At 65.8% G+C, this 20,251-nt stretch carries 21 protein-coding genes and 1 tRNA gene; 6 read left to right on the top strand and 16 right to left on the bottom strand.

Annotated elements, in window-relative coordinates; translation table 11 throughout:
* Positions 1-123: 123 nt before the first annotated feature.
* The 5 genes from cydX to rpoH all read right to left on the bottom strand — a co-directional run bounded on the left by cydX (position 124) and on the right by rpoH (position 4,580).
* Complete coding sequence (cydX, locus tag U5A56_RS20945) at positions 124-246, bottom strand: cytochrome bd-I oxidase subunit CydX (RefSeq protein WP_006483737.1); 123 nt, start codon at positions 244-246, stop codon at positions 124-126.
* A gap of 54 nt (positions 247-300) precedes the next feature.
* The gene (cydB, locus tag U5A56_RS20940) at positions 301-1,437 is read right to left on the bottom strand and encodes a cytochrome d ubiquinol oxidase subunit II (RefSeq protein WP_044847487.1); all 1,137 of its coding nucleotides are present in this window, start codon (positions 1,435-1,437) and stop codon (positions 301-303) included.
* Between the two features lie 31 nt (positions 1,438-1,468).
* A complete protein-coding gene (locus U5A56_RS20935) occupies positions 1,469-3,049 on the bottom strand; it encodes a cytochrome ubiquinol oxidase subunit I (protein ID WP_321924359.1) in 1,581 nt (526 codons plus the stop codon).
* On the bottom strand, positions 3,039-3,314 hold the full coding sequence (cydP, locus tag U5A56_RS20930) for a cytochrome oxidase putative small subunit CydP (protein WP_374692732.1): 276 nt from the start codon (positions 3,312-3,314) through the stop codon (positions 3,039-3,041). Before cydP ends, U5A56_RS20935 begins: the two co-directional genes overlap by 11 nt.
* A 330-nt stretch (positions 3,315-3,644) precedes the next feature.
* Positions 3,645-4,580, bottom strand: coding sequence for an RNA polymerase sigma factor RpoH (gene rpoH, locus U5A56_RS20925; RefSeq protein WP_044847484.1), 936 nt, complete (start codon positions 4,578-4,580; stop codon positions 3,645-3,647).
* Positions 4,581-4,941: 361 nt separating this feature from the next.
* Here rpoH and U5A56_RS20920 point away from each other — a divergent pair, with 361 nt between their 5' ends.
* Both U5A56_RS20920 and U5A56_RS20915 read left to right on the top strand, forming a co-directional pair.
* Positions 4,942-5,511 (top strand): acyloxyacyl hydrolase, encoded by a 570-nt coding sequence (locus U5A56_RS20920; RefSeq protein ID WP_321924490.1) that lies wholly within the window; start codon positions 4,942-4,944, stop codon positions 5,509-5,511.
* Positions 5,512-5,556: 45 nt separating this feature from the next.
* A complete protein-coding gene (locus U5A56_RS20915) occupies positions 5,557-5,940 on the top strand; it encodes a nuclear transport factor 2 family protein (protein ID WP_044847482.1) in 384 nt (127 codons plus the stop codon).
* A 142-nt stretch (positions 5,941-6,082) separates the two neighbouring features.
* Here the strand turns inward: U5A56_RS20915 and leuA are convergent, their stop codons facing one another.
* Both leuA and ybiB read right to left on the bottom strand, forming a co-directional pair.
* On the bottom strand, positions 6,083-7,729 hold the full coding sequence (leuA, locus tag U5A56_RS20910) for a 2-isopropylmalate synthase (RefSeq protein WP_321924356.1): 1,647 nt from the start codon (positions 7,727-7,729) through the stop codon (positions 6,083-6,085).
* A 394-nt stretch (positions 7,730-8,123) separates the two neighbouring features.
* Positions 8,124-9,098, bottom strand: a complete 975-nt coding sequence (ybiB, locus tag U5A56_RS20905) for a DNA-binding protein YbiB (protein ID WP_321924354.1) — start codon at positions 9,096-9,098, stop codon at positions 8,124-8,126.
* Between the two features lie 197 nt (positions 9,099-9,295).
* On the opposite strand from ybiB, the gene maiA reads away from it, so the two are divergent.
* Positions 9,296-9,940, top strand: a complete 645-nt coding sequence (gene maiA / locus U5A56_RS20900; RefSeq protein WP_257773578.1) for a maleylacetoacetate isomerase — start codon at positions 9,296-9,298, stop codon at positions 9,938-9,940.
* 90 nt (positions 9,941-10,030) lie between these two features.
* Here the strand turns inward: maiA and ftsY are convergent, their stop codons facing one another.
* Positions 10,031-11,191, bottom strand: a complete 1,161-nt coding sequence (gene ftsY, locus U5A56_RS20895) for a signal recognition particle-docking protein FtsY (protein WP_321924352.1) — start codon at positions 11,189-11,191, stop codon at positions 10,031-10,033.
* A gap of 202 nt (positions 11,192-11,393) precedes the next feature.
* On the opposite strand from ftsY, the gene rsmD reads away from it, so the two are divergent.
* From rsmD to U5A56_RS20880, 3 genes are all read left to right on the top strand, one after another.
* The gene (rsmD, locus tag U5A56_RS20890; protein ID WP_321924351.1) at positions 11,394-12,008 is read left to right on the top strand and encodes a 16S rRNA (guanine(966)-N(2))-methyltransferase RsmD; all 615 of its coding nucleotides are present in this window, start codon (positions 11,394-11,396) and stop codon (positions 12,006-12,008) included.
* Between the two features lie 111 nt (positions 12,009-12,119).
* Positions 12,120-12,617: a pantetheine-phosphate adenylyltransferase gene (gene coaD, locus U5A56_RS20885; protein WP_044847476.1), complete on the top strand. Its 498-nt coding sequence runs from the start codon at positions 12,120-12,122 to the stop codon at positions 12,615-12,617.
* Positions 12,618-12,676: 59 nt separating this feature from the next.
* Positions 12,677-12,943 (top strand): YfhL family 4Fe-4S dicluster ferredoxin, encoded by a 267-nt coding sequence (locus U5A56_RS20880; protein ID WP_044847475.1) that lies wholly within the window; start codon positions 12,677-12,679, stop codon positions 12,941-12,943.
* Between the two features lie 90 nt (positions 12,944-13,033).
* Here the strand turns inward: U5A56_RS20880 and hisC are convergent, their stop codons facing one another.
* The 8 genes from hisC to U5A56_RS20840 all read right to left on the bottom strand — a co-directional run bounded on the left by hisC (position 13,034) and on the right by U5A56_RS20840 (position 20,211).
* Complete coding sequence (gene hisC / locus U5A56_RS20875; protein ID WP_321924350.1) at positions 13,034-14,101, bottom strand: histidinol-phosphate transaminase; 1,068 nt, start codon at positions 14,099-14,101, stop codon at positions 13,034-13,036.
* A gap of 130 nt (positions 14,102-14,231) precedes the next feature.
* Positions 14,232-14,831: an aminoacyl-tRNA hydrolase gene (pth, locus tag U5A56_RS20870; protein ID WP_044847473.1), complete on the bottom strand. Its 600-nt coding sequence runs from the start codon at positions 14,829-14,831 to the stop codon at positions 14,232-14,234.
* Between the two features lie 119 nt (positions 14,832-14,950).
* Positions 14,951-15,559, bottom strand: coding sequence for a 50S ribosomal protein L25/general stress protein Ctc (locus U5A56_RS20865; protein WP_044847489.1), 609 nt, complete (start codon positions 15,557-15,559; stop codon positions 14,951-14,953).
* A 162-nt stretch (positions 15,560-15,721) separates the two neighbouring features.
* Complete coding sequence (locus U5A56_RS20860; protein ID WP_044847472.1) at positions 15,722-16,684, bottom strand: ribose-phosphate pyrophosphokinase; 963 nt, start codon at positions 16,682-16,684, stop codon at positions 15,722-15,724.
* A 44-nt stretch (positions 16,685-16,728) separates the two neighbouring features.
* Positions 16,729-16,805 (bottom strand) — tRNA-Gln (locus U5A56_RS20855).
* A 53-nt stretch (positions 16,806-16,858) separates the two neighbouring features.
* The gene (ispE, locus tag U5A56_RS20850) at positions 16,859-17,740 is read right to left on the bottom strand and encodes a 4-(cytidine 5'-diphospho)-2-C-methyl-D-erythritol kinase (RefSeq protein ID WP_124666527.1); all 882 of its coding nucleotides are present in this window, start codon (positions 17,738-17,740) and stop codon (positions 16,859-16,861) included.
* A gap of 27 nt (positions 17,741-17,767) precedes the next feature.
* Positions 17,768-18,388 carry a lipoprotein insertase outer membrane protein LolB gene (gene lolB / locus U5A56_RS20845; RefSeq protein ID WP_321924345.1) on the bottom strand — a complete coding sequence of 207 codons (621 nt, stop codon included), beginning with the start codon at positions 18,386-18,388 and terminating at the stop codon, positions 17,768-17,770.
* Complete coding sequence (locus U5A56_RS20840; protein WP_321924344.1) at positions 18,388-20,211, bottom strand: tetratricopeptide repeat protein; 1,824 nt, start codon at positions 20,209-20,211, stop codon at positions 18,388-18,390. Before U5A56_RS20840 ends, lolB begins: the two co-directional genes overlap by 1 nt.
* Positions 20,212-20,251: the final 40 nt, after the last annotated feature.

Below are 20,251 nucleotides of genomic sequence, written 5' to 3'. Positions count from 1 at the left end.
CATTGGCATCGACGTGCCGCGCGTGCCGAACGAATGACTCGGACGAAAAAAACCTCGCACGTAGCGAGGTTCCGTTCCCGATGGCGCGCGGCGGGGCGATCAACCGCCGCCGCATATGAGCGGTCAGTCGCGGCGTGCGCGCACCGGCGCTTCCTGCGGCTTCTGCCGCGCTTCGAGCCACATCGCGTTGACGATGCCGAACGACAGCGCGACGCCGATACCGAGAATCCAGCTGAAGTACCACATGATCCGACTCCTTGCGAAACGGTGGGCGAGGGCGCGTGCGCGCCCCGGCCGGGTTCAATACATCGAGTGCTTGTTCTCTTCGAGCGACTGGTGCGTGACCTTGCCGCGCATCACGCGGTACACCCAGCTCGTATAGAGCAGGACGATCGGCAGGAACACGATCACCGCGAACAGCATCACCTGCAGCGTCATGTGGCTCGACGTCGAATCCCACACGGTCAGGCTGCTGCGCGGGTCGAGCGACGACGGCATGATGAACGGGAACATCGAGAAACCCGCGGTCAGGATCACGCCGGCGATCATCAGGCCGGTGCAGAAGAACGCCGTCTTTTCCTGCTTCGAGCCGGCGAGCAGCAGCGCGAGCAGGCCGCCCGCGATCCCGACGACCGGCGCCGCGATCATCCACGGATACTCGCCGTAATTCGCGAGCCACAGGCCCGAGCCGGCCGCCACGTCCTTCAGCAGCGGGTTCGCGACCGTGTCGGTCGGCGCGGCGTGCGTGATGTGGAAGCCGCCGATGGTCGACGCGATCAGCACGCCGGCCAGCACGAACAGCACGACCGCGACGAGCGCCGACACCCGCAGCGCGATCGACGCGCGGCGTGCGATCACGCCGTCGGTCTTCATCTTGATGAATGCCGCGCCGTGCGCGACCAGCATCGTGAGGCTGACGAGTCCGCAGAGCAGCGCGAACGGGTTCAGCAGCGCCCAGAAGCCGCCGTAGTAGGTGACGCGCAGGTCGCTGTCGAACTTGAACGGCACGCCCTGCAGCAGGTTGCCGAACGCGACGCCGAACACCAGCGCCGGCACGAAACCGCCGACGAACAGGCCCCAGTCCCAGCCCGCGCGCCAGCGCGGGTCGGGCCGCTTGCTGCGATAGTCGAAGCCGACCGGCCGGAAGAACAGCGCGAACAGCACGAGCAGCATCGCGAAGTAGAAGCCGGAGAACGACGCGGCATAGACGAGTGGCCAGGCGGCGAACATCGCGCCGCCGGCCGTGATCAGCCACACCTGGTTGCCTTCCCACGTCGCGCCGACCGTGTTGACGATGATGCGGCGTTCCTCGTCGGTCTTGCCGAGGAACGGCAGCAGCGCGGTCGCGCCCATGTCGAAGCCGTCGGTGACGGCGAAGCCGATCAGCAGCACGCCGACGAGCAGCCACCAGATCAGCTTGAGAGTTGCATAGTCCATAGCGATTCCTTGTTCCGTTGCGGGGGCGTGCTCAAACCGCGGCACGCTCGCCGGCTGCGGCGAGTTCGTGGTGATAGCGGCCGGTATGCAGCGACGACGGGCCGAGGCGCGCGTACTTGAACATCAGCTTGATCTCGATGACGAACAGTGCCGTGTAGAACGCGATGAAACCGGCGAGGCTCAGGTACAGGTCCGTCGACGTCAGGCTGGACGCGGACAGATGCGTCGGCAGGATGCCCGCGATCGTCCACGGCTGGCGACCGAGCTCGGCGACGACCCAGCCGAATTCCGCGGCGAGCCACGGCAGCGGGATCGCCCACACCGCATAGCGCAGGAACCAGCGGCGGTTGTCCTGCAGCAGCTCGCGGCGCGCGCAGAACCAGAACGCGGCGACGAAGGTCGCGAGGAACAGGAAGCCGAGGAACACCATGATCCGGAACGAGAAGAACACGGGCGCGACCGGCGGGATGGTCTTCCTCGCGGCGGCCTTGATCTGATCCGGCGTCGCATCGGTCACGTTCGGCGTGAACTGCTTGAGCATCAGCCCGTAGCCGAGATACTGCTTGTGCTGGTCGAACAATGCGCGGGTCGCGTCGCTCGTATCGCCCTGCTTGATCTTCTGCAATGCGCCGTACGCGACCATCCCGCTCTGGATGTGCTCCTCGCTGCGCTTCGCGAGCTCGCGCAGGCCGATCACCGGCTCGTCGATCGAGCGCGTCGCGATCAGGCCGAGCGCGTACGGGATCTTGATCGCGTAGTCGGTGCGCTCTTCCTTCTGGTTCGGAATGCCGATCAGCGTGAACGACGCCGGCGCCGGCTGGGTTTCCCATTCCGATTCGATCGCGGCGAGCTTCATCTTCTGCACTTCGCCGGTCGTATAGCCCGACTCGTCGCCGAGCACGATCACGCAAAGCGTCGACGCGAGACCGAAGCCGGCCGCGACCGCGAACGAGCGCAGTGCGAAATCGGTGTCGCGCTTCTTCAGCAGATACCACGACGAGATGCCGAGCACGAACATCGCGGCCGTCACGTAGCCGGCCGACACGGTGTGCACGAACTTCACCTGCGCGACCGGGTTGAACAGCACGTCGAACAGGTTCGTCAACTCCATGCGCATCGTCTGGTAGTTGAACTCGGCGCCGACCGGGTTGTTCATCCAGCCGTTCGCGACGAGGATCCACAGCGCGGACAGGTTCGAGCCCAGCGCGACGAGGAACGTGACCATCAGGTGCTTGACCTTCGACAGGCGGTTCCAGCCGAAGAAGAACAGGCCGACGAACGTCGATTCGAGGAAGAACGCCATCAGGCCCTCGACCGCGAGCGGCACGCCGAAGATGTCGCCGACATAGTGCGAGTAGTACGACCAGTTCGTGCCGAACTGGAATTCGAGCGTGATGCCGGTCGTCACGCCCATCGCGAAGTTGATCCCGAACAACTTGCCCCAGAACTGCGTCATGTCCTTGTAGACCTGTTTGCCGGTCATCACGTAGACGGCTTCCATGATGACGAGCAGCCAGGACAGGCCGAGCGTCAGCGGCACGAACAGGAAGTGGTAGAGCGCCGTGATGCCGAACTGCAGACGCGACAGATCGACGACTTCGCTACTTATCATGGTGGTCTCCCTCGGTAGATGCAGGCGCCGGCACCGAGAGCAGCTTCTCGGCGACGACGGCAGGCGGCAGCGACATGTGCTCGGCCTGCGGATGATTGAAGAATGCGTATTTGAGCGACATCAGGAGGATCAGCTTGACGATCAGCACCAGCGTGATGTCGCGCATGAGGGTCGGCCCGCGCGCCCACGCGGCGATGCGGGCGCGCCAGCCGCTGCATGCGGCCTGCGGGGGACGCGGCGCAGGCGCTTTATTGATCGAGATCAAGGTGATTATCCTGAATCGATTTACATCGGTTTTGGGGCGACTTTACGTCGGATTTATGACGGCAGTTAAGCTGTTTTAATCCTTTTGAGCCGACATGCCAATTTTAAAATGCCGGCTTTCCGATGCCGAGTGCGGCGATGCGGCAGACCGTCGCGAAGCGCGTGTCGAAACTTGAGGCAGATCAAGGTTATGCGGAAGGGGCCGGAATTCGCCCGATACCCGATCAACAAGGTCGATTAATCAGACACGATCGAGGCTAAAAACGACAGACGAAAAAAAACCGCTGCCGGGCGGGCAGCGGTTTTGGGTGAAGCGCTCTAAATCGCGGATTCAGGCGTATTCGGCGAGTGCGGTGCGCATCTTCTTCATGGCGCTCGCTTCGATCTGGCGGATGCGTTCCGCCGATACGCCGAACTCGGCCGCGAGATCGTGCAGCGTCGAGCCGCCCGAGCCGTCGTCGTCGACGTTCAGCCAGCGCGCCTCGATGATCCGGCGGCTGCGTGCGTCGAGCGCCTCGAGCGCCTGCGCGATGCCGTCCGTCTGCAGCATGTCGCGCTGACGCGCGGCGAGCACGGCGGTCGGCTCGTTGTGCGAATCGGCCAGGTAGGCGATCGGCGCGTACGACTCCTCGCCGTCTTCCACTTGGCCCTCGAGTGCGATGTCGCCGCCCGACAGGCGCGTTTCCATTTCGGTCACGTCTTCGCGCTTGACGTTGAGCTCCTGCGCGAGGCCGTCGATTTCCTCCGGCGTCATCGCCTGCATGCTCTTCTTGTGGCTGCGCAGATTGAAGAACAGCTTGCGCTGCGCCTTCGTCGTCGCGACCTTCACCATCCGCCAGTTGCGCAGGATGTACTCGTGGATCTCGGCCTTGATCCAGTGGATCGCGTACGACACCAGACGCACGTTTTGCGCCGGGTCGAAACGCTTCACCGCCTTCATCAGGCCGATGTTGCCTTCCTGGATCAGGTCGCCGTGCGGCAGGCCGTAGCCGAGATAGTTGCGCGCGATCGACACGACGAGCCGCAGGTGCGACAGCACGAGGCGGCGTGCCGAGTCGAGGTTGTTGTCTTCGCGGAATTCGGTCGCGTACTGGCGTTCCTCTTCGGCGCTCAGCAGCGGGATCCGGTTGACGGCCTGGATATACGCGTCGATGTTGCCAAGCTGGCCCGGCAACATCGATTGAGTCGCGAGCGCCAGCGAGCCTGCCGATTCGGCCTTGGCCGGCGTCGGGCTCAGGGTATTCGGAAGGGTCAGGGCGTGGCTCACTAAAAAACTCCTTTGGAATCAGGGACAAACCCCTAGTCTCGGATGAGATTCCGGGGCCCATCTTAGCACTCCCGTAATCCGAGTGCTAATTCCTTAGAGGGCACGGGGGCATCCGAGTTCCCGGTTTTCTATCGAACTTGTCGAGTCGATAGTCTAATTTGCGACCGGGCTGGCGGGGGGAAGTTCCGTAAGCCATTGTTTCTGATGGTAATCAGTAGACGATTTCGATTTTTGTAGTTTTGGAAGCAAACAATTTCGCTTCGCGATGCCGATCCGAAAAGTCCTTTACCATACCATTCAGTTCGCTCGGGCCCGGCCGCTGCGGCAAGGCTCCATTCAACCCACAAAGTTGGAGTGTCAGATGAACAATAAGAAGAATTGCCGGCCCCATAGTCGGCTTGCGCTGCACGCGCTGCTGGCGGCGTCGCTGCTGGGCGGATCGGCTGCCGCGTTCGCGGATCGATGGGGAATCCAGGCCGGCGGCGGGTTTTCCGATCGCCACGGGATCGACAAGGGCGATCTCGGCGTCGTGTGGGATCCGGGCTGGAACTGGTGGGAAATCGGCGGCTGGCACTTCGCGTTCGTGGTGGAAGGGCACGCCGGCTACTGGCACACGGGCGGCAATGTTCATGGCAGCATCGGCGAATTCGGCGCGCAGCCGATGTTCCGCTTCATCAAGAGCGCGGGCCAGGTGCGTCCGTTCATCGAGGCCGGTGCCGGCATCCGCTTCCTGACTTCCCCGACGATCTCCAACAATCTGTCGCTGGCGACGTCGTTCCAGTTCGTGGACATCGCCGGCGTTGGCGCCCAGTTCGGAGAACGGCAACAGTATCAGGTCGGTTACCGTTTTCAACATGTGTCTAACGCGGGTATCAAAGAGCCGAATCCTGGTATAAATTTCCACCAGTTCTACGTGCAGTACAACTTCTGATCCGCACGCCGGCGCACGGCGGGCGCGTTGCCGAGGAGTCAGGCGATGGCGAAGGTGGTCGATGCGATTCGCGCGCTCGAGCGCGAACGGTTCCGGGCGATGGTCGACGGAGACGGCGAGGCGCTCGATGCGCAATTGTCGGACAAGGTGTTCTTCGTGCACACCAACGGCAAACGCGAAACCAAGCAGCAGTTCATCGACGCCATCGTCGCCGGCCGCCGCCGCTATCGCCAGATCGAAATCCAGTCGCAGGACCTGCTGCCCGTCGGCGACGCGACCTGCGTCGTCACCGGGCGCGCGTTGATCGAGATGGAAACGAACAACGGCGGGCTGGTGTTTCCGATCGCCTATACGGCCGTCCACACGCATGAGCAGGGCCACTGGCGCCTGCTCGCGTGGCAGGCGACGCGGTGCGCGACCGAGACATGAGCGCGCCTGGCGCTCCTTTTCATGTCCCGACCGAAGCGGCCTTCTGGGCCGCTTTTCATTGGCCCGTGCGGCGCGGATCGCGCGGCGCACGGGCGGTCACGCACCGCTCGCTGACGTTCGAACCCTGAAGCGAAACCTGCCGTCAGGCCGCCGCACGGCGGTCGGCGCAATGCCAGGCCGAGCGGTTGATCGCGCTGACGACCGCATCGAGCGCGGCGCTCGCGGCGTCGTCGTGCACCCCGACACCATGCCGCAGCGGCGCGTCGCCGACCCGGCAGCCGACCGATACCGCGATCCGGCCGTCCGTCGTGCGCGCGTGTTCGCACGAGGCGACGTCGATCGTCGCGCCGGCTGCCGTCGCGAAGGCCGCGGCCACGCATTGCACGGCGTCTTCGGGCGTCGCATCGGCCGGCGGCGCGCTCGCGATGTCGCGGTTCTGCCAGCGCGCGCCGTTGCCGTGGCGCGCGGCCGGGCCGTCGGTCTCGAAGAATTCGCGCGCGAACAGCGCACAGATCGCGTCGCCGGTCACCTCCTCGCCGGATGCGTCGGCGAGCGTCTGCACCGCGTGGCTGAATTCGATCTGCACGCGGCGCGTCGGCGTGAAGCCCATCCCGCGTTCGAGCAGGAACGTCGCGCCGCCCTTGCCGGACTGGCTGTTCACGCGGATCACCGCGTCATAGCTGCGGCCGAGGTCGGCCGGGTCGATCGGCAGGTACGGCACTTCCCACACCGCGTCGGGGCGCTGCTGCGCGAAGCCCTTGCGGATCGCGTCCTGGTGCGAGCCGGAGAACGCGGTGAACACGAGGTCGCCCGCGTACGGATGGCGCGGATGCACCGGAATCTGGTTGCAGCGCTCGACCACGCGGCGCACCGCGTCGATGTCGGAGAAATCGAGGCCCGGGTCGATGCCCTGCGTATAGAGGTTCAGCGCGAGCGTGACGAGGTCGACGTTGCCGGTACGCTCGCCGTTGCCGAACAGGCAGCCCTCGATGCGGTCGGCGCCCGCGAGCAGCGCGAGTTCGGCGGCGGCGACCGCGGTGCCGCGATCGTTGTGCGGATGCACGGACAGCACGATGCTGTCGCGATACGCGAGGTTGCGGTCCATCCACTCGATCTGGTCGGCGAACACGTTCGGGCTCGCGGCTTCGACGGTCGCCGGCAGGTTGACGATCATCTTGTGATCGCGGGTCGGACGCCACGCCTGCGCGACCGCGTCGCATACTTCGCGCGCGAACGTCAGCTCGGTCATGCTGAAGGTTTCAGGGGAGTACTGATAGGTCCAGTGCGTGTCCGGGCGAGCCGCCGCGTGTTCCTTGATGAGTCGCGTGCCGTCGACCGCGAGCGCCTTCACGTCGTCCTTCGACATCCCGAACACGATGCGCCGGAACGACGGGCAGATCGCGTTGTACAGGTGCACGATCGCGCGCGGCACGCCTTCGAGCGCGTCGAAGGTGCGCGCGATCAGGTCTTCGCGCGACTGCACGAGCACTTCGATCGTCACGTCGTCGGGGATCCGCTTCTCGTCGATCAGCTTGCGGACGAAATCGAAGTCGGTTTGCGACGCCGACGGAAAACCGACTTCGATCTCCTTGAAACCGATCGCGACCAGCATGTCGAAGAACTCCAGCTTCTGTTCGATGCTCATCGGCTCGATCAGCGACTGGTTGCCGTCGCGCAGGTCGGTGCTCATCCAGACCGGCGCACGCTCGATGGTGCGGGTCGGCCAGCGGCGGCCATTGATGCGGACGGGTTCGAACGGACGATACTTGTCTTGCGGGTTGCGCTTCATCTTCTGGACCTCGGGTCTCAAGTCGCGAGCGAAGACGGGCGGCATGGGCGACGGTAGGCGCTGCCTCGCACCGTGGCGCCGGAAACGCGCTGCGGATGCGGATGATCTTCGCGAATCGACCGACGGATAGACGGACGAATGCTGACGACTTCGGGTTGTAAAAACTGCGAGAAGGGTGCTGCGAGGAACTGCAGGGAGGGACCGTGCGGACAGCACACGGCGCTAAGACAGCCTTAGGCTAGTCGTAGCGATAGCGACCGCGCTAGGCGGCCGGAGGTAATTCGGAGGGTGTTCGGAAAGGAACGCATGGCGACAACTCTATGCCAGGATGCGGGTGCGTGTCAAATGGTCGGTTGAAAGGCCGGCGCGACAGCACGCCGGCCCGGGATGCCGGTCAGGGTGCGATCCGGGCGATCCGCACGATCGTGTCGACCTGCCGCGCAAGCGCTTCCGGCACCGGAACTTCGCCGCGCAGCACGGCGTCCGTCCACGCGGCCGTGGTCGCCGCGTCGCGCGATTCGGGCAGCGCGACGGGCGGTGCGTCGCTCGACGAGCGCTCGGGCTCGATCAGCGTGTCGCACACGCCGTCGTGCAGCCAGTCGACCTGCACCTGGCGCCGCGTGTCGGCCACCGCTTCGCCTTCGGTGCCGCGCGCGAGCAGCGCACCGCCGCGCGCGGCGTCCGGATGATCGCGGAACAGTTGCGCGAGGCTGTCGCGGTACGGCGGATGCGTGTAGTTGACGAGCCGCAGCCCGGCCGGTGCGAACGGCTGCAGGATCTTCACGAGCGTGTGCGTGGAGTTGCGCACGCCGAGCACGCCGCGCAGCGCCAGCAGACGCGCGATGCGCGGCGCCAGCGCGTCGATCGGCGCGAACGCGACCCGGCGCTCGGCGAGCATGTCCTCGATCGCGTCGTGCGACTTCGACGGCGCGATCGACAGCGCCGAGAAGATCTCTGCGCTCGTCACGCGGCCCGGATCGCGCTCGACGCCGTGCACGAGCACCGGCACGCCTTCGCGCGCGAGCAGCAGCGCGAGCAGCGGCACCAGGTTCGGCTGCTTGCGCGCGCCGTTGTAGCTCGGGATCGATACCGGGCGGAAGGCGGCGTCCTGCACGTGCACCGGTTCGAACGACGCCTGCGCGGCGGCGAGCATCGCGGACAGTTCGTCGGCGCTTTCGCCCTTCAGGCGATACGCGATCAGGATCGCGCCGAGTTCGACGTCCGACACGCGCGCGTCGAGCATCGCGCGATAGAGCTCGAACGTGTCTTCGGCGGACAGCGCGCGTGCGCCGTTCGGGCCGCGGCCGATTTCCTTGATGAAGCGGGCGCAAGGGAACGGCGAGGCGGCGGAGTCGTGGGGAGCGGTCATCGGGGCGTGGGGCGGGCGGCCGGCATCGGGCCGCGCGGTGAGCGGTAAGGAATGCCCCGAGTATCGCATGGGCGCGGCTCGCCCAAGCGCGGCTGCGCGCCACCGCCGCGCGGCGCGCTAAACTCGGGTTCCCGGCGGTGCCGTGCGTGCGCTGCAGGCGCCGTTACCGGCCGAATACGACCAACAGAGAGACACCCATGAAGCTTTACAGCTATTTCCGCAGTTCCGCGTCGTACCGCGTGCGGATCGCCCTGAACCTGAAGCAGCTGCCGTTCGACACGGTCCCCGTGCACATGCTGCGCGACGGCGGCGAGCAACTGAAGGACGCGTATCGCGCGGTGAATCCGGATGCCGTCGTGCCGACGCTGATCGACGGCGATGCCACGCTGCAGCAATCGCTCGCGATCATCGAATATCTCGAGGAAACGCATCCCGAACCCGCGCTGCTGCCGAAGGCGCCGGTCGACCGCGCGTATGTGCGGGCGATCGCGCTGCAGGTCGCGTGCGAGATCCATCCGCTGAACAACCTGCGCGTGCTGAAATACCTGAAGCACACGCTGAAGGTGCCGGAGGAAGCGAAGAACGAATGGTACCGGCACTGGATCGAGGCGGGTTTCGCGTCGCTCGAGACGCGCCTCGCGAACGATCCGCGCACCGGCAAGCTGTGCTTCGGCGACACGCCGACGCTCGCCGATATCTGCATCGTGCCGCAGGTGTTCAACGCGAACCGTTTCTCGATCGACACGACGCGCTTTCCGACGATCCAGCGGATCGCCGATCATGCGTCGACGCTCGATGCGTTCAAGGCCGCCGAGCCTGGCGTGCAGCCCGACGCCGAATGAGGGCGAATGACGCCGCGGAGCCGCAGGCTTCCGGCCGCGCATGAAAAAAGGGCGCCCGGAGGCGCCCCGTGCGATGCGGGCCGGCGGCGTTCAGCCGAGCAGCGCGTCCGCGAATTCCACTGCGTTGAACGGCTGCAGGTCCTCGACCTTCTCGCCGACGCCGATGAAGTAGACGGGCACCGGGCGCTGCCGCGCGATCGCGGCGAGGATCCCGCCCTTGGCGGTGCCGTCGAGCTTCGTGACGATCAGGCCCGTGAGGCCGAGCGCATCGTCGAAGGCCTTCACCTGCGTGAGCGCGTTCTGGCCCGTGTTCGCGTCGATCACGAGCAGCACCTCGTGCGGCGCGCCGTCGTGCGCCTTCGAGATCACGCGCTTCACCTTCTTCAGCTCTTCCATCAGGTGCAGCTGCGTCGGCAGGCGGCCGGCCGTGTCGGCCATCATCACGTCGATCTTGCGGGCGCGCGCGGCGCTGACCGCGTCGAAGATCACCGCGGCCGGGTCGCCGCTTTCCTGCTGGACGACCGTCACGTTGTTGCGCTCGCCCCAGACCGCCAGCTGTTCGCGCGCGGCCGCGCGGAACGTGTCGCCCGCGGCCAGCAGCACCGACTGGTCGAAGCTCTGCAGGTGCTTCGCGAGCTTGCCGATGCTGGTGGTCTTGCCCGCGCCGTTCACGCCCGTGATCATCATCACGAGCGGTTGCGCGCGACCGAGCATCAGCGACTTCTCGAGCGGCGTCAGCAGTTCGACGAGCAGGTCGTGCAGCGCGCCCTTCACTTGCTGCGGATCGGTCAGCCGGCCCGCGCGCACCTTCTCGCGCAGCGCGCCGAGCAGGTACTCGGTCGCGTCGACGCCGGCGTCGGACATCAGCAGCGCGGCTTCGAGCTCCTCGTACAGATCCTCGTCGATCTTCGTGTTGACGAACACGCCGGTGATGCTCGAGCCCGTCTTCGCGAGCCCCGACTTCAGGCGCGCGAGCCACGACTTCTTCGCGGACGCGTCCTGCGTCGGCGGCGGCACGATCTCGACCGCTTCGACGACTTCGTCGCTGCCGTCGTTGGTCGGCGTGACCGTCATCACGACGGCCGGCGCGGCCTGTCGCGGCTGCGCGGGCGCTTGCGGTGCTTCGACCGCCCGGCGGGGCTCGGGCGCGGGCGCGTCGGACGGCTCGTCCGGTTGCGGCGCGTCGGCTGATTGCGATTCCGCGGAGTCGGGCTCCTGCGTTTTCTTGAATCGTTTGAAGAAGCTGAACATGGTCTGACGTCGGGAAGAGGGCGGGGCGCCGCCAGGGCGGAGCGCCGGAGAGGCCGTCGCGCGTGCGCACGGCGGCCGAAACCGTGCATTTTATCAGTGCGGCGAGGCACTCGCGTCAGTCGGTGCCGCCGCTGTGGTAACGTGCGCCTGTTTGGCGGTGCGCCCGCGTGCGCACCCGTTCCCTCCGTTGTCGATATTCCGTATGTCCCGTTCCTCTTCCGGCCGCCCGGCGGCCCCCGCCGGCCGTGGCAAGCCGCACACGATCCGCATCATCGGCGGTGACTGGAAACGCACGCCGCTCGCCGTGCTCGATCTCGACGGCCTGCGGCCGACGCCCGATCGCGTGCGCGAGACCCTGTTCAACTGGCTCGGCCAGGATCTCGAAGGCCGGCGCTGCCTCGACCTGTTCGCGGGCACCGGCGCGCTCGGCTTCGAGGCCGCGTCGCGCGGCGCGACGAGCGTCGTGATGGTCGAGCGCCACCCGCGCGCGGCGCAGCAGCTGCGCACGATCAAGGACAAGCTCGGCGCACGCTCGGTCGAGGTCGCGGAAGCCGAAGCGCTGCGGCTCGCGGCCGGGCTGACCCCGGGCGCGTTCGACGTCGTGTTCCTCGATCCGCCGTTCGGCGAGCCGGCCGTGCTCGATCGCGCGATCGCGCTGGCGGCGCCGCTCGTCTCGCCGGATGGCGCGCTGTACGTCGAAACGGGGGCGGAGCTCGACCCGGCCGCGCACGACGCACTGGCCGGCTGGCAGGTGGTGAAGCACGGCAAGGCCGGTGCGGTTCACTATCATTTGCTGCGGCGCGAAAATGATGAATAATGCGCGTTCCATACGAGGCGGCGCGCGGCAAAGGCGACGCATGCCCATCTCGGCAGTGGCGTGCGCGTCGCACGGCTGCCACCCCGTTTGCGTGATGACAGGAGGAGCGACATGGTAGTCGCCGTGTATCCCGGTACGTTCGATCCGCTGACGCGCGGGCACGAAGACCTCGTGCGGCGTGCGTCGAGCATTTTTGATACGCTGGTGGTGGGTGTCGCCGACAGCCGCGCGAAGAAGCCGTTCTTCTCGCTGGAAGAACGTCTGACGATTGCGAACGAGGTGCTGGGTCACTATCCGAACGTGAAGGTCATGAGTTTCACGGGCCTGCTGAAGGATTTCGTCCGCATCAACAACGCGCGCGTGATCGTGCGCGGCCTGCGTGCCGTGTCCGATTTCGAATACGAGTTCCAGATGGCGGGGATGAACCGCTATCTGTTGCCCGACGTCGAGACGATGTTCATGACGCCGTCCGATCAGTACCAGTTCATCTCGGGGACGATCGTGCGCGAAATCGCGCAGTTGGGCGGCGATGTCAGCAAGTTCGTGTTCCCGTCCGTCGAGAAGTGGCTGACCGAGAAAGTCACTGCGATGGGAGGCCCGGCCGCGTGACGCGGCGCCGGCCGGTTTCGTCGTGAAGCCGGCCGCCGGCCTGAAGAAGTGAGATCAGTATGTCTTTGATGATTACCGACGAGTGCATCAATTGCGACGTGTGCGAGCCCGAGTGCCCGAACGGCGCGATTTCGATGGGCCCGGATATCTACGTGATCGACCCGAACAAGTGCACCGAGTGCGTCGGCCATTTCGACGAACCGCAGTGCCAGCAGGTGTGTCCGGTCGAATGCATTCCGCGCGATCCGCAGCACGACGAATCGCACGCGCAGTTGATGGCGAAGTATCACGCGTTGACCGCCGCGAAGGGCGACGACGCGCAGTGACGCGCTGGTGACGTCGCGCGCGTCTCGACGTCACGATTTCCTTGGCCGGCGCCGTTCGGCGCCGGTTCCGTTTCAGCTTCCGCTACCGTTTCAGCCGATCAGCTCGCGCAATGCCGCGACGAGCGCGTCGCATTCGGCGTCGGTGCCGACGGTGATGCGCAAGTGCTGGTCGATGCGCGGTGCCCGGAAGTGCCGCACGAAAATTTCCCGGTCCTTCAACCTTGCCGCGATCGTCCCCGCATCGTGCGCGGGATGGCGCGCGAACACGAAGTTCGCGGCCGACGGCACGACCTCGAAACCGAGCGCCTCGAGCGCGTGCGTGAGCCGCGTGCGGCTGTCGATCACGCGCCGGCAGGTCGCGCCGAAATAGTCGGTATCTTCGTATGCCGCCTGCGCCGCGGCCTGCGCGAGCCGGTCGAGCGGATAGGAATTGAAGCTGTCCTTCACGCGGTTCAGTGCGTCGATCAACGCGGCATCGCCGAACGCGAAGCCGACGCGCATGCCCGCGAGCGAGCGCGCTTTCGACGTCGTTTGCACGACGAGCAGGTTCGGATGGCGGTCGATCAGCGCGATCGCGGATTGCGCGCCGAAATCGACATACGCCTCGTCGATCAGCACGACCGACGACGGGTTCGCGGCCGCGATCCGCTCGATGTCCGCGAGCGGCAGCGCGCGCCCGGTCGGCGCGTTCGGGTTCGGGAACAGCACGCCGCCTGCGTCGTCGAGATAGTCTTCGACCCGGATCGAGAAGTCGTCCGCGAGCGGCACGATCGAAGTTTCTACGCCATACAGGCGCGCGTAGGTCGGGTAGAAGCTGTACGAGATGTCGGGAAAGCGCAGCGGCCGGTCATGCTTGAGCAGGGCCTGGAATGCGTGCGCGAGCACTTCGTCGGAGCCGTTGCCGACGAAGACCTGCTCGGGCTTGATGCGGTGATGGGCCGCGACCGTCTCGCGCAGTGCGCGCGCGAGCGGATCGGGATAGCGGCGCAGCGTGTCGCCGGTATCGCCGAGTTCGCGTGCGATCGCCGCGACGACGCGCGGCGAAGGCGGATAGGGATTCTCGTTGGTGTTCAGCTTGACGGGGTGTGCGAGCGCGGGCTGTTCGCCCGGCACGTAAGGCACGAGTTGCTGAACGACGTCGCTCCAGTAACGGCTCACCGCTTGGCTCCTGACGGGCAAAAGCGACCAGATTACCGCATGTGGGCGTTGCAGTGCGCAATTGCGCGGCAGGGCGACGCTGCCCGGCGCAACCGGGCGGCACATTGCACCGCGCCGGTGCAGCGCGGGTTCAGTTGCGATGCAACTGCATCGTCGCGCGGTCGAGTTCGCCCTTGACGACCATCGGCATCACGGCGAGCGCGCGTTCGATCGATGCGTCGATCACGTCCTGCTCCTCGCGGCGCGGCGGCTTCAGCACGAAGTTCGCGACGTCGGGTTTCGCGCCGGCGCGCGCGCCTTCCGGAATCAGGTCGCGCGGATGGCCGATGCCGATGCGCAGGCGCCAGTACTGTTGCGACGACAGATGCGCGGAGATGTCCTTCAGGCCGTTGTGGCCGCCGCTGCCGCCGCCGAGCTTCAGCTTCACGGTGCCGGGCGGCAGATCGAGTTCGTCGTGGGCGACGAGGATCTGGTCGGGCAGGATCTTGAAGAAATTCGCGAGCGCGACGACTGACTGGCCGGAGCGGTTCATGTAGGTTTGCGGCTCCAGCAGGTGGACTTCCTCGCCGTGCAGGCGCGCTTTTGCGTAGAAGCCGTGAAAGCGGCGCTCGTCGCGCAGCGTCGTGCCGGCTTCGCGGGCGAGCTGGTCGATCAGCCAGAAGCCGGCGTTGTGGCGCGTCGCGGTGTATTCCGCCCCGGGATTGCCGAGGCCGACGATCAGTTTGATCATGACGTTTCGTAGGCGGCAGCGCCCGCCTGGGCGCAGAAAAAGAAAAACCCGCCGGGCAAGCCGCGGCGGGTTGCATCGACCGTTTCGCGAAACGGATCGAATGGCGCGTGGGCAGCCGCTTAGGCAGCCGGCGTTTCGCCTTCGCCTGCTGCGTCCGACACGGCACCAGCCGGGACCGTCGCCGATGCGACAACCGGGTTTTCCGCGTCGACGTGCGCGACCAGCGTCACGCCCTTCGGCAGTGCGATGTCCTTCGCGTGCAGCGACTGACCTGCTTCGATCTTCGACAGATCGACTTCGAGGAATTCCGGCAGAGCCGACGGCAGGCACTCGACTTCGATTTCCGTCGCGACGTGCGAGACGATTGCGCTCGACAGCTTCACTGCCGGGCTGACTTCAGCGTTCAGGAAGTGCAGCGGCACCTTCGTGTGCAGCTTCTTCTTCGCGTCGACGCGCTGGAAGTCCACGTGCAGCACGAGTTGCTTGAACGGGTGGTATTGCACGTCGCGCAGCAGAACCTGTTGCGACTGGCCAGCGACTTCCAGGTCGAGGATCGACGAGTGGAAGGCTTCCTTCTTCAGGGCGTGCCACAGCGCGTTGTGATCCAGTTCGATCTTTTGCGGGGCTGCTTCGCCACCGTAGACGATACCCGTGGTCTTACCGGCGTTGCGCAGGCGGCGGCTCGCACCCGTACCTTGCTGTTGGCGCTCGAAAGCGACGACTTTCATGTGATTCTCCATTTGCTGCCCGCGACCAGGCAGTAAAACGGGGCCGGCGAAATGGCGGCCCCCGATGAAACGGACGGGGTTTCGTCTATCCCGTCCGATTGTGCAAAAAGCGAAGCGTTGCCGCTTCGCTTTCTGCGCATGCTATATCGTGTCGTTCCGCGATCAGGATTCCGCGAACAGCGACATCACCGAGTCGCCGCGGCGAATCCGCGAGAACGTTTCTGCCAGCAGGCTCGCGCTCGTCAGCGAGCGGATCTTCGAGCAGGACAGCGATTCGGCCGACAGCGGGATCGTATCGGTGACGACCAGCTCGTCGAGTGCCGATGCGGCGATACGCTCGGCGGCGCCACCCGACAGAACCGGGTGCGTCGCGTACGCGAACACCTGCTTCGCACCGCGATCCTTCAGCACTTGCGCGGCCTTGCAGAGCGTGCCGGCCGTATCGACCATGTCGTCCATGATCACGCAGGTGCGGCCTTCGACTTCACCGATGATGTTCATCACTTCGGCGACGTTCGCCTTCGGGCGACGCTTGTCGATGATCGCGAGATCGCAGTTGAGTTGCTTCGCGAGTGCCCGGGCGCGGACCACGCCGCCGACGTCCGGCGACACGACGAGCAGATCCGAGTAGTTCTGCTTGCGCAGGTCACCCAGCAGGATCGGCGTTGCGTAGATGTTGTCGACCGGGATGTCGAAGAAGCCTTGAATCTGGTCGGCGTGCAGATCCATCGTGATGATCCGCTCGACGCCGGCGATTTCCAGCATGTTCGCGACGATCTTCGCCGAGATCGCGACGCGCGCCGAACGCGGGCGTCGGTCCTGGCGGGCATAGCCGAAGTAGGGGATGGCAGCGGTGATCCGGCCGGCGGATGCGCGCTTGAGCGCATCGACCATGATCATCAGTTCCATCAGGTTGTCGTTGGCCGGCGCGCACGTGGATTGCAGGACGAAGACGTCCTTGCCGCGCACGTTTTCCTGGATCTCGACCTGGATCTCACCGTCGGAGAAACGGCTGACCATTGCTTTGCCGAGGGGGATTCCAAGGATATTGACGACTTCCTGGGCGAGCGCGGGATTCGCGTTGCCAGTAAAGACCATCAAGCCATCATGGCTGTGGCTGCTCATCGTGCACCTGCTTCAGGCTTAGGCGGGAAATGCGGGAAAATTTTTGGCAGGGGAGGAAGGACTCGAACCCTCGCATGCCGGAATCAAAATCCGGTGCCTTGACCAACTTGGCGACTCCCCTACACTCAACTGATAACTTCACCGGACTTGTAGGCCATCCGGCAAAGCAAAACTTCATGACGCGAAAGCGAAGAGCGGATGCTCGTTCAAGCTCTCGGCAACTGCACCGTTCCAACCGGTGGGCAGCTTGGCTTGCGCCGCTTCTGCCTCGTGCTTGCTATGAAACGCTGCAAACACGCTTGCTCCGGAGCCGGTCATCCTCGCGGGGGTCACATTATACAACCATTTGACCACCTGCGCAACTTCCGCGTACTTACTTGTCACAACTTGCTGCATATCGTTCCGGCCGAAGCTGTCTGGCCATCCCGCATCGCTGTTTTGCTGTGCAAGAAAGTCTGTAATTGTGACTCGCTTTGTATCTCTTGTCAACAACTCGTCTGAAAAAATTTCAGCGGTGGGGACATGAACTCGCGGCGTCACAACCAAAAACCAGCGAGTCGGCAATTCTACCTCAGCTAATTCTTCTCCGATACCCTCTGCGAACGCATTTTTTCCAAAAACAAAAAACGGAACATCGGCACCGAGTTTCACCGCGAGCGACTGCAGTTCCGCGCGCGGCAGGTTCAGTTGCCACAGGCGGTTCAGCGCGAGCAGCGTCGTTGCCGCATCCGAGCTGCCGCCGCCGAGGCCCGCGCCCATCGGCAGGCGCTTGTCGATCTCGATGTCGACGCCGGCCGCGGTGCCCGTATGCGTTTTCAGCAGGTTGGCCGCGCGCACGACGAGATCGCTTTCCTCGGGCACGCCCGGCACGTCGGTGACGCGTGCAACGCGACCGTCGTCGCGCAGCGTGAAATGCAGCGTGTCGCCCCAGTTCAGCAGCTGGAACACGCTCTGCAGATCGTGATAGCCGTTCGGGCGGCGGCCGGTGATGTGCAGGAACAGGTTGAGTTTCGCGGGCGCAAGGCAGTTGCGCAGCGAGCGGATCGAATCGGTCATGCGTATGTCGGGGCTAGGTTCACGTGCTTACTGGTCGAGCACGAGCTTGATGTCGAGCGGCGGCGTCGCGCGCACGAGGTTGACGCGTTTGACGCCCGTGGCCGGTGCGTCCGCGTAGGCGAGATAGTCGATCGTCCAGCCGTCCTGGCGGATCTGCTTGACGTGCGTCGCGTCGGCCGGGTCGCGCACCGTCTGCGCGGGCGTCGCGGGCGCGGGCGTCGGCAGCAGCCAGTAGCGCAGGCCCGCCAGCGGCAGCGAGAAGCCGAGCGTGTTCTGCATCAGCTCGCCGACGTCCGTCGCGTATTGCGGCTGACGGTTCGGCAGTTCGAGCGACGCGGCCTGCGGTGTCGATTTCACGATCGCGAGCGTCTGGCCGAGCGGGCTGCGCAGCTCCAGCGACACGTCGTCGCCGTACTCCTGCCAGTCGAAGTTGCCGTACACGTTCTGCGGTCGGCCGAGGCGATCGTTGTACTGCACCGCGAAACGGCCGTGGTACGCGTGCGTCGCGGCCGTCTGCAGCACCGCGCCCGCCGGCGCATTCGCCGACGGCGGCGTGCTCGCGCAGCCGGCGAGCGCAAGCGCGGCGCCGGCCGCGGCCAGCGTGCGCAGCGCGCGGGAAGACAGGGAAAGCATCGGGAACATTCGCATCAGAGGCCGTTGATCTGCAGGCGCTTGAGCGTCTGCACGAGCGTGTCGTTGTCGGGCTCGAGCTTCTGCGCGGCACGCCACGCGGTGCGCGCGTCGTCCTGCGCGCCGCTCTTCCACAGCACTTCGCCGAGGTGCGCGCCGATTTCGGCGTTCGGCTGCAGCTCGTACGCGCGCCGCAGCACCTTCGCCGCGCCGGCCGCGTCGCCCATCCGGTACTTCACCCAGCCGAGGCTGTCCATGATGTACGCGTCGTTCGGCGCGAGCGACAGCGCCTTGTCGATCAGCTTGCTGGCTTCGGGCAGGCGCTGGTTGCGATCGGCCAGCGAATAGCCGAGCGCGTTGTACGCCTGCGGGTTGTCGGGCTGCGTGCGCATCAGCTCGCGCAGCTGCTTTTCCATTGCCGCGTAGTGGCCCGTCTTCTCGGCTGCCATCGCGTAGTCGTAGCGCAGGTCGGGATCGTCCGGGAAGTCCTGGACCGCCTGCGCGAGTCGCGCCTCGGCTTCCGGATAGCGCTTCGCGGTAAACAGGATCGACGCGTCGGTGCGTGCGACCACGGCCGCATCGCGCGGATCGCTGATCGGCAGGTCGTCGAGCACCTTGCGGGCCTCGTCGGTCTTGCCCTGTTTCTGCAGGAGCTGCGCGCGCGTGATCTGCGCGGGCAGGTAGTGCTGGCTCGTCTGGTCGACCTTGTCGAGCCATTGCGACGCCTGCGCGTCATTGCCCTGTTCGATCGAGATCTGCGCGAGGTAGATGTAGCCCTGGCCGACGTCGAGGTTCGGCTGCTTGTTGCCGAGCTGCACGTACTGCTTCAGGTACGCGTTCGCGTCGTCGAGCTTCTTCTGCTGGATCTTGATCAGCGCGAGCGCCATCAGCGGCGTCGGGTCCTTCGCGTCGAGCTTGCGCATCGTCTCGAACTGCTTCTGCGCGTCGTCGAGGCGGTCGTCGGCGAGGTAGAGCTGCGACAGTGCGAGGCGCGCATCGCGCGACTTCGGATTCTGCTGAACATATTTCTCGAACGACGTGATGCCGGCTGCGCGCTCGGCAGGCCCCATCTGCGACAGCATCAGCGCCGCCGGCAGATAGTCGGGGCGGAGCTGCAGCGCCTGCTTCAGCGACTGCGCGGCGCCTTCCTTGTCGTCGACCGCGAGCTGCTGCCGCGCGATCGCGAGCTGCGCCTCGGGACGGTTCATGTCGTTCTTCAGCATGTCCTTCAGCACCGCGAGGCCGCCGACGCGGTCCGCGCCGCGCACCAGCAGCGCCTGCAGCGCGAGGATCGCGGGGCCGCGCGTTTCGCCGGTCGCGCGGGCCAGTTCGCGCGCGAGCATCGGCTGCGCGTCGGCCGGTTTGCCGGCGAGCACCAGCAGCGCGGCGTCGACTTGCGATGCGCGGTTCGAATCCGGTGCGTACTGGCGCCAGAGATTGGCCGCGGACAGCGCGTCGGCCGGGCTTTGCGCGCCGAGCGCGATCTCGGTCGCACGCTGCGCCATGCGCGGATCGCGCGTGTCGCGGGCGAGCGCGAGGTAGGTCTGGTAGGCCGGCGCCGGCTGGTTGCGCTGAAGCGCGACTTCGGCGGCCAGTACCTGGTAGACGATCTGGCTCGTCAGCGGGACGCCCGGGAGATTCTTCTGCTCGTCCGGCATCACGTGCTCGAACGCGCCCTGCGGCTCCGCGTCGTCCGATACCGGATCCTGCGCGTGAGCCGGGATGGCGGTGAGGGTCCAGGCGGCGAACAGCGCGGCGCCGAGCGCGCGGCGGACCGGGAAGGCACGCACGCCGCGCTCGGCGGCGGGGCGCTTCAGAAGCAGCTTCGAGGGCAGGGTCATGGAAATCCGTTCGATGGAGGGTAGCCCCTTTCCCTTGCGG

The organism is Burkholderia sp. BCC1998 (assembly GCF_905339875.1).
Taxonomy (GTDB): domain Bacteria; phylum Pseudomonadota; class Gammaproteobacteria; order Burkholderiales; family Burkholderiaceae; genus Burkholderia.
This window is presented reverse-complemented; position numbering and strand designations above follow the sequence as displayed.

What these genes read in the sequence shown, in the direction of transcription:
- cydB (WP_044847487.1), bottom strand. Translation starts at nt 1,437, where the DNA reads ATGGACTATGCAACTCTCAAGCTGATCTGGTGGCTGCTCGTCGGCGTG.
- pth (WP_044847473.1), bottom strand. Translation starts at nt 14,831, where the DNA reads ATGATCAAACTGATCGTCGGCCTCGGCAATCCCGGGGCGGAATACACC.
- lolB (WP_321924345.1), bottom strand. Translation starts at nt 18,388, where the DNA reads ATGCGAATGTTCCCGATGCTTTCCCTGTCTTCCCGCGCGCTGCGCACG.
- U5A56_RS20920 (WP_321924490.1), top strand. Translation starts at nt 4,942, where the DNA reads ATGAACAATAAGAAGAATTGCCGGCCCCATAGTCGGCTTGCGCTGCAC.
- ybiB (WP_321924354.1), bottom strand. Translation starts at nt 9,098, where the DNA reads ATGACCGCTCCCCACGACTCCGCCGCCTCGCCGTTCCCTTGCGCCCGC.
- U5A56_RS20865 (WP_044847489.1), bottom strand. Translation starts at nt 15,559, where the DNA reads ATGAAAGTCGTCGCTTTCGAGCGCCAACAGCAAGGTACGGGTGCGAGC.
- rsmD (WP_321924351.1), top strand. Translation starts at nt 11,394, where the DNA reads ATGTCCCGTTCCTCTTCCGGCCGCCCGGCGGCCCCCGCCGGCCGTGGC.
- U5A56_RS20880 (WP_044847475.1), top strand. Translation starts at nt 12,677, where the DNA reads ATGTCTTTGATGATTACCGACGAGTGCATCAATTGCGACGTGTGCGAG.
- ftsY (WP_321924352.1), bottom strand. Translation starts at nt 11,191, where the DNA reads ATGTTCAGCTTCTTCAAACGATTCAAGAAAACGCAGGAGCCCGACTCC.
- U5A56_RS20840 (WP_321924344.1), bottom strand. Translation starts at nt 20,211, where the DNA reads ATGACCCTGCCCTCGAAGCTGCTTCTGAAGCGCCCCGCCGCCGAGCGC.
- U5A56_RS20935 (WP_321924359.1), bottom strand. Translation starts at nt 3,049, where the DNA reads ATGATAAGTAGCGAAGTCGTCGATCTGTCGCGTCTGCAGTTCGGCATC.
- U5A56_RS20915 (WP_044847482.1), top strand. Translation starts at nt 5,557, where the DNA reads ATGGCGAAGGTGGTCGATGCGATTCGCGCGCTCGAGCGCGAACGGTTC.
- ispE (WP_124666527.1), bottom strand. Translation starts at nt 17,740, where the DNA reads ATGACCGATTCGATCCGCTCGCTGCGCAACTGCCTTGCGCCCGCGAAA.
- leuA (WP_321924356.1), bottom strand. Translation starts at nt 7,729, where the DNA reads ATGAAGCGCAACCCGCAAGACAAGTATCGTCCGTTCGAACCCGTCCGC.
- U5A56_RS20860 (WP_044847472.1), bottom strand. Translation starts at nt 16,684, where the DNA reads ATGAGCAGCCACAGCCATGATGGCTTGATGGTCTTTACTGGCAACGCG.
- cydX (WP_006483737.1), bottom strand. Translation starts at nt 246, where the DNA reads ATGTGGTACTTCAGCTGGATTCTCGGTATCGGCGTCGCGCTGTCGTTC.
- maiA (WP_257773578.1), top strand. Translation starts at nt 9,296, where the DNA reads ATGAAGCTTTACAGCTATTTCCGCAGTTCCGCGTCGTACCGCGTGCGG.
- coaD (WP_044847476.1), top strand. Translation starts at nt 12,120, where the DNA reads ATGGTAGTCGCCGTGTATCCCGGTACGTTCGATCCGCTGACGCGCGGG.